Raw genomic sequence first — 6,721 nt, forward strand, 5'->3', positions numbered from 1 at the left:
CAGGGCTGGAAGCCCTGACTACGCCGCCCCGCACGCTGGCCATCGAGCTAGCGGCCGAGAGGACTTTCATGTTCCGGGGTGGCGCGGGTGCCATGACCGTTAGCCAAGCGCCCGCGAAGCCATCCGAGCCCGGCATCGGGCCTTGAGCATCGTTCCGACCGCCCCGGGCCGGAGTCCAAGGCTTCAGCCTTGGATGTACAAGACCAAGGCTGAAGCCTTGGACTCCAGAAGGCGGCCACCGGCCGGAACAATGATCGAGGCCCGGCATCCCGGCTGATCCTGGTTGAAACTATCCGATCGCCGAACGCCGACAAGTTCCGCAAGCAGCACGGCCACGTTATCCGCTTGTCGTGTATTATTGTCCGATTCCTCTGCGAACGCTGATGCGGTCGCCGCGACAGGAGCATCGTCCATGAACCTGACCATTGCTCCGGAGTGCTGTATCCATGCCTGAGCGCCTGCGCAGGGTTGTCGGCATCCTGCTGATTCTCAGCGCCATCGGGGTCGCGGCCTGGCAGTCGCTGCTGGTCTCCTGCGCATCCCCCACCGCGGCCGACAGCGCGCGTGCCCTTGTCGTTGCCCCGGGCTAACGGAGCCACGCCATGCCGCGCCTGTTGCTGCTCGCTGCTGCCGCCCTGATCACCGCCGCCCTGTTGAGGCTGCTGTGGAAACGGGTACGCAACCACGGATGGGGACACCGCTTCGGCGCCACCCAGCCGTCATCCGTCGCGGGACTGCTGCTGTTCCTGGTGCCGCTCCCGATTCCGGTTGCCGCCGCGGTATCATTGGCGCGGGGACAACTGGCGCCGTTCCTCGGCAACGCCATCGGCTACGCCCTGTTCTTGGGCGGCGCACTGCTGGTGCGGCGCGGACTGTTGCGCACCGGGGGGCTCGCCGGCGGGCAGTGGCCGGTCAAGACGCTGGGCAGCGTACTCATCGGTCTCGCCACCGGCACGACCGCCTGGCTCGGGGTCAGTCACCCCCCCGCCATTGCCGCCGCCTTCGCGCTCGTCGCCCTGCTCGGCTGCTATCTCACCTACGGCTTCGACCTGCACACCGGCAGAGACCTGCACACCGGCGTCGGCGAACAGGCGCTGACCATGCTGGCACAAGCCGATCGTTCGATCGCCGCCATCGAGCAGGCGAGCCGCGACATCCATCAGCCCGAGTTGGGCGCGCGGCTGCGGCGCATCATCGGACTTGCGAGGGCGATCCTCGACCGACTGGAGGAGGACCCGCGTGATCTGCGCCGGGCGCGCAAATTCCTCAACGTCTACCTCGACGGGGTCCAGAACGTCGTCGAGGACTATGCGAAAACCCACAATCGAATCATCGCGCCGGAGCTCGATGAACGCTTTCGCCACGCGCTGATCACGGTCGAGGACGTCTTCCGGGAGCAGCAGCAGACGCTGTTGGAAAGCGACGTGGAGCAACTGGACGTAAAAATCGAGGTACTGACCCAACAGCTCAAACGCGAAGGGATCATCTGATGGACCAGACGCGGCTGACGGCCAAGCCCTTGTCACCGCGCCGGCGGCGCACGCGCCGGCTCAGCCGGCGGGGCTGGTGGTCAGCGCCGCTGTACTCCTGCAACTAAGGCGTGAACCCCAGTGCTGCGCGTAAGGTAACGGCGTCGGTGATGAACCGCACGGTCGTGATGATCCCACCCTGCGCCTGGATCAGCGTCACCTTGGCCGGCTCGCGCGGCAGCATGGCCGTTTCTGCGGCACTGTGCCCCAACAGCATCGGGTAGGGCCGCTTGCGCATCTTCGGCAGCGCGATGACCGTGGTGATGATCCCTGGCATGGCGCTGAGGTCGGCCACGTAGCGTACTTGCGCGCTCGCCAGTGTGGCGGTGGTCTGGCCCTCGAGGGCGGTCTCGGCCAGCGCCGCGGGGGCACGTTCGGCGACGAAGATCAGATAGCGCGTGTCGGCGGTGATGGCCTGAGGCGCATCGTGCTGGTCCTTCAGCGTCAGGGCGGGCAGTGGGGAACCAACCTGCAGCGGGGCGGCGGCGAGCAGTCCGCAGCACAGGAGGAGGGAGACGAGCACGGCGGTTTTCATGGGTCTATCCTACGCCATAACGGACCCGCCTGCCGCCGTTGCGAGGGCCTGCGCGGGGGAGACCCAACACTGGACGGGGTAAAACAATCGCCTGGCTCAGCCCGGTTGCCATTGCTACCATCGATGCCGCACTCACCCGCTCGCAGCGCAACATGAACCTGCTGATTACCCGCATGCTGGATGATCTTTACTGGGTTATGTCGTATTCACGCTGGCAGGACGAGCGATACTGGCCCGCCTTCAGTTCGGCACTGAAACGCGAACACCCGAGCCTGACCGACGACGATCTGCTCAAGGCCAAGGAATTCAACCGCCGGCGCTACTACTTTCAGGGCATCGGCGGTTACGAGCCCGATGACGCGATAGCGCGCGGACTTGCACAAGTTAAACACAACACAATCGTTGTCGTTGTCGTAATCGGAGAAGCGATGCAATTTGCCGTGCGAGAGAATCCGGGGCGCGACGATACCCTCGATTACGACAACGACAACGACAACGACAACGACACGACAAGCATTCCCCTGATTAACTTGTTTAACTTATTAGTGAACCGTTCCTAAAAAGCGACGCAAACACCCACCTGCCCCGTCTCACCCGTATCTACCCGCACGACGCGCCCATCCACGACGCGCCCCTCGCGCCAGGCATAGGGCTTGGCGGCAGCGTCGGGGGGGCCGGCGGCGGGTAATACGAGGGCAAAGCTGATTGGTTGATCCACCACCATCCGGCGATCCGTCTCGAAATACGCGCCCGAACCACTGATGTTGCGGGTCATTGCGTCGCAGTCAGCCAGCAAGACCGGATAGCGCAACGCGTGGCGCACGGCGCAACGCCGGTTGTCGCTGGAAAGCGGAGTCTTAGCGGTGTTAGGTCTCATTGCTTGGCTCTCGGTAATTTATGGATTCAGTACGGTAGGCCCGACACCGCGCGGCAGTCTGTTCGCTGACCCACGCCGGACACTGGATCACCGCGCAGCGCCTTGAGATGCCACCCGTGCGATGGAAGCCGGCGGCTCGCGCCGGCTGGGAGAGTTCTTCTATGCATCAAGCTGAACAAAGGCTTAGTGGTCGATCCGGGGAGGATCGGCACGCCGAAATCTCATCCCCTGCCTACGGTCCCTAGCATGGGCGCCAGCCAGGCAAACCTGAAATCGTTATTTCCTACCGACACGATAGGAGATAGGCGCCGCCGCACCGGGACACGGCCGCGCCGAACGCTCGCCCGCGAGGTCGCCTGGGTTGAGTGCTTGTCGTGTGATCGCATCGCGGCAGCGGGGTAGGTCGCTCGATCACTGCTCCGATACAATGCACCGGCCGCAACTGCAACCCGCTCTACTCGTCACTGTCCAGCGCGTGACGCAACTGTCTCACCAATTGCTCTAACTCATCCGCCAGCCCCAGCGCTTGGCTGTTCGCATCCTGAGCTTCTCCGTGCAAGGCCGCCAACACGGACTCGGCCAACACCCGCACACGGCTCGCTCCAATATTTCCAGCGACGCCTTTGAGCGCATGGGCGACACCCTGAAGGGCCGCGGTATCTCCGTCTTGGGTCAACTGACGCAGACGCCCCGGATCGTCGGCATGATGTTCGAGGAACAGCGACAGCAGGCGCGCAGGGCGATCCGACCCTGCTCGGTGAACTTGGCCGCATTGCCGGCGAAGTTGAGCAGCGCCTGCCGCACGCGGGTCGGATCGCCGCGCAACCACAGCGGCACCGCATCGGTATCGATCTCAATCGTCAGTCCCTTGGCCTGGGCCGCCTCGGCGATCAGGGAGTCGACGTGTGCGAGGACCTCCTGCAAGGCGAAATCCGTCTCCTCGAGCTGCATGCGGCTGGCCTCGATCTTGGACAGGTCGAGGATGTCGTTGATGATCGACAGCAGGTGATAGCCCGCCGCGTTGATCTTGGTCAGGTGGTCGCGTTGCCCGTGCGTGAGCACCGACTGGCGCAGCAAATGGGTCAGCCCGATGATGGCGTTCATCGGCGTACGGATCTCGTGGCTCATGTTGGCCAGGAAGGCGCTCTTCGCCGCGTTGGCCTGATCGGCGCGCAGCCGCGCCTCGGTCGCCTCGGCGGTACGCGCCGCGACCCGCCGCTCCAGGTCGCTGTTGAGCATGCGAATACGTGCCTCACTCTCGCGCAGGGCGGCCAGCGCCTCCTCGGCCTGCGCGCGGGCCGCGAGGGCGTCCTGCATCTGATTGAGGAGGGCGAGCCGCGCCCGCTGCTGCTGTTGCAGCGCGGCGGCGTGGGCCTCGATCAGTGCCTGCTCGGCACGCTTGCGCTCGCGGGCGAAGGCCGGATTGACCGCGACGAAGGTGTTGCTCCGCGCATCGGCGATCGCCAGTCCCACTTGCGCCTGGTCGAAGGTCTCCGCCCAGAGCCGCAGCCGCGCCTGGGTCTGGCGTTGCTCCGTGACATCGACAAAGGTGGCGAGCAAGCCATCCTCGTCGGCCAGGCCCATGGGTACCGGCGCGCTGTCGAACAGCCGGCGAAAGCGTGCCGCGCTTTCGCGCAGATCGGCCGAGGTCGCGGCGAGCAGGTCCCGGGCGGCGGCGATCTCGGCGATTGCCGGGGCCCGCGCGTCCTCTGCCGCGGGATCGCGCGTCAACATCGCCACCGCCCGGCCAAGCCGCCGGCTGGCCGCCAGACCGCCGAACACGCCCGCCAGCGTGGCACCCAAGAGCCCCAGGCCCAAGGCGGTAACGGCCGCGAGCAGGGATGCCCGTTGCACCGCCCGCGGGATCTCCACCGTCACGGACCAGGGCGAGGCGGCCGAGCGGGACTGGAAGCGCCCGGCCGAGTCCACCTCGCGCGCCGCGTCGAAGCCCGGCGGTGCACGGCGGGCGATGACCTCGCCGCGACTGTCGCGCAGGCTCACCGCCCAGCCGTCGGGCAACACGAACTGGTCGAGGCGGGTCTGAAACTGGCGGGTTTCGATGGTGGTGAGCAGCACGAAGGCGGGCTTGCCGTCGCGCAGCACCGGCACGGCGATGGCGACCAGGGGTTCCTTCACCACGGGACCGATGAAGCTGTCGCCCACCGCCGGCTTGCCCGTCGCCACCGCGGCCGGCGCGGCGGCGTGGCCCTGGGGTCGGGGCAGCGGCGGTAAGGGGGTACCAAAGGGCAAGCGGGTACTGAACAGCATGCGCATCGGATCGCCGACATCGGCGAGGATCACATGGCTGCCGAAGCTCTCGCGGAAGCCCTGGGCCTCCCGGTAGAGATCGCCCCAGCGTGCCTGGTCGTCCAGCAGCGGCGAGAGGGCCAGCATGTTCAGGGCGGCAATGCGGGCCTCCAGGCGCTCTCCTGGAAGGTCCGGGCCAGCAATTCGTCCCGGTCGTAGCCCACGATCTCGCAGAGCTTGCGGTTGACGCGCAGCCAACTGCCGTCGAGCACCACCAGGGCGATGCCGACCGCGGCCTGCTCGAAGGTCGCCTCGAAACGGGTTTCGCCACGTGCCTGCGCGCGATGCAGGCGCTCGAAGAAGAACGCGAACAACGCGCCCATCACCAGGAACAACAGGATGGGCAAGGCCGCGGTTGGCGAATCCAGGGCAAAAGAGAAGCGCGGCGGCATGAAGACATACCAGACCAGCAGCGTGGCGATCGTCGTCCCCGCCAGACCGCCCCAGAGGCCGCCGATCCAGGCGCTCAAGTAGGCCGCCGGGAAAAACAGGAGCCAGGCATACGGGGCGATGTAGCCCCACAGCAGCCATTGCAGACCACAGGCGGCGAAGGGCAGCAGGATTTTACGTAGCGCAGCGAAGATCCGCTATCCGTGTCGCCGCTGCCGTTGAGATTCGCAGGGCAGAGTCAGATCCGGGTCGGGGACGACGGTCACGGGGCGGCCAGGCCAACGCCCGGCGTGCCTGCAAAACGGCCGATAAGAATAGTTAAATAAAGTGATTTACGGAAACAGTGGGCACTCAAGATAACGACCGATCGATATAGCTTCGCGCTGTTCGACTTCGGCGCCGCCCTGCGGTTGGGTTCCGGGTAGAATCGCAGGATCGAAGCCGAGTCGCTGCCGGTCTTAACCGATCGCGATTAGGCAACTTTGCGGGGCCAGCGATCCAAAGGTCCAGGCTTTGCCGGGGGATCGTTACTTGTTGTCCCCTCGGTGCAGGAGTGTTGACGCGGGGGTGGGGTTAGCGATGGCGCGGAGCCTTGATGCCTGAGGCGGCCGTGCCGATCGTCCACGCCAAACCCGCGAGCGCAGCCCCCAAGCGTGGTCAGGTTGGTGTCCCCTGTTTCCACTCGTAGTTTGGAGCACCATAATGACCAGCGCACAGCAACGTATCGGTGTCGTGGCGACAAGCGTGGTGGCCGCGCTGATCCTCATCGCCATCGCCTGGCTGAGCCGGGCGCCCCCCGCCCCTGAACCCCTGACGGTCGCCGTCTCCAACAGTCTTATCGGCGTACCGCTGTGGGTGGCCGAGCGGCAGGGGTTCTTCGCCGCCGAGGGCCTGACGGTGACCCTGCCGCGCCGGCCGACCGGCAAGCTCGCCCTTGAGGCCATGCTGCGCGGCGAGGCCGAGGTCGCCACGGTCGCCGAGACCCCGCTCGTGTTCGCCGCCCTCGCCGGGAAGCCGTTGCGTGTCATCGCCACCTATGCCGGCAGCGGTGAGCACGCCATCGTGGCCCGGGCCGACCGGGGC

9 protein-coding genes are annotated in these 6,721 nt (G+C 66.2%); 3 read left to right on the plus strand and 6 right to left on the minus strand.

Features of this window, described 5'->3' with window-relative positions; translation table 11 throughout:
• Positions 1-446: 446 nt before the first annotated feature.
• Together QZY48_RS01375 and QZY48_RS01380 are read left to right on the plus strand one after the other, a co-directional pair.
• Positions 447-590, plus strand: coding sequence for a hypothetical protein (locus QZY48_RS01375; protein ID WP_295426715.1), 144 nt, complete (start codon positions 447-449; stop codon positions 588-590).
• A 12-nt stretch (positions 591-602) separates the two neighbouring features.
• Positions 603-1,490 carry a 5-bromo-4-chloroindolyl phosphate hydrolysis family protein gene (locus tag QZY48_RS01380; protein ID WP_295426718.1) on the plus strand — a complete coding sequence of 296 codons (888 nt, stop codon included), beginning with the start codon at positions 603-605 and terminating at the stop codon, positions 1,488-1,490.
• A gap of 103 nt (positions 1,491-1,593) precedes the next feature.
• Here the strand turns inward: QZY48_RS01380 and QZY48_RS01385 are convergent, their stop codons facing one another.
• The 6 genes from QZY48_RS01385 to QZY48_RS01405 all read right to left on the minus strand — a co-directional run bounded on the left by QZY48_RS01385 (position 1,594) and on the right by QZY48_RS01405 (position 5,832).
• Positions 1,594-2,064, minus strand: a complete 471-nt coding sequence (locus tag QZY48_RS01385; protein ID WP_295426721.1) for a hypothetical protein — start codon at positions 2,062-2,064, stop codon at positions 1,594-1,596.
• A gap of 206 nt (positions 2,065-2,270) precedes the next feature.
• On the minus strand, positions 2,271-2,498 hold the full coding sequence (locus tag QZY48_RS01390; RefSeq protein WP_295426723.1) for a hypothetical protein: 228 nt from the start codon (positions 2,496-2,498) through the stop codon (positions 2,271-2,273).
• Between the two features lie 122 nt (positions 2,499-2,620).
• The gene (locus QZY48_RS01395; protein WP_295426726.1) at positions 2,621-2,941 is read right to left on the minus strand and encodes a hypothetical protein; all 321 of its coding nucleotides are present in this window, start codon (positions 2,939-2,941) and stop codon (positions 2,621-2,623) included.
• Between the two features lie 454 nt (positions 2,942-3,395).
• Positions 3,396-3,617, minus strand: a complete 222-nt coding sequence (locus tag QZY48_RS34550) for an Hpt domain-containing protein (RefSeq protein WP_366929622.1) — start codon at positions 3,615-3,617, stop codon at positions 3,396-3,398.
• Positions 3,614-5,335: a histidine kinase dimerization/phospho-acceptor domain-containing protein gene (locus QZY48_RS01400; protein WP_295426729.1), complete on the minus strand. Its 1,722-nt coding sequence runs from the start codon at positions 5,333-5,335 to the stop codon at positions 3,614-3,616. The genes QZY48_RS34550 and QZY48_RS01400 overlap by 4 nt, the downstream gene beginning before the upstream one ends.
• Before the next feature lie 2 nt (positions 5,336-5,337).
• A complete protein-coding gene (locus QZY48_RS01405) occupies positions 5,338-5,832 on the minus strand; it encodes a DUF4118 domain-containing protein (RefSeq protein WP_366929623.1) in 495 nt (164 codons plus the stop codon).
• Positions 5,833-6,340: 508 nt separating this feature from the next.
• Here QZY48_RS01405 and QZY48_RS01410 point away from each other — a divergent pair.
• On the plus strand, positions 6,341-6,721 hold a 381-nt coding region (locus QZY48_RS01410; RefSeq protein ID WP_295426731.1), incomplete at its 3' end, for an ABC transporter substrate-binding protein.

Source organism: uncultured Thiodictyon sp. (assembly GCF_903828115.1).
Lineage (GTDB): Bacteria > Pseudomonadota > Gammaproteobacteria > Chromatiales > Chromatiaceae > Thiodictyon.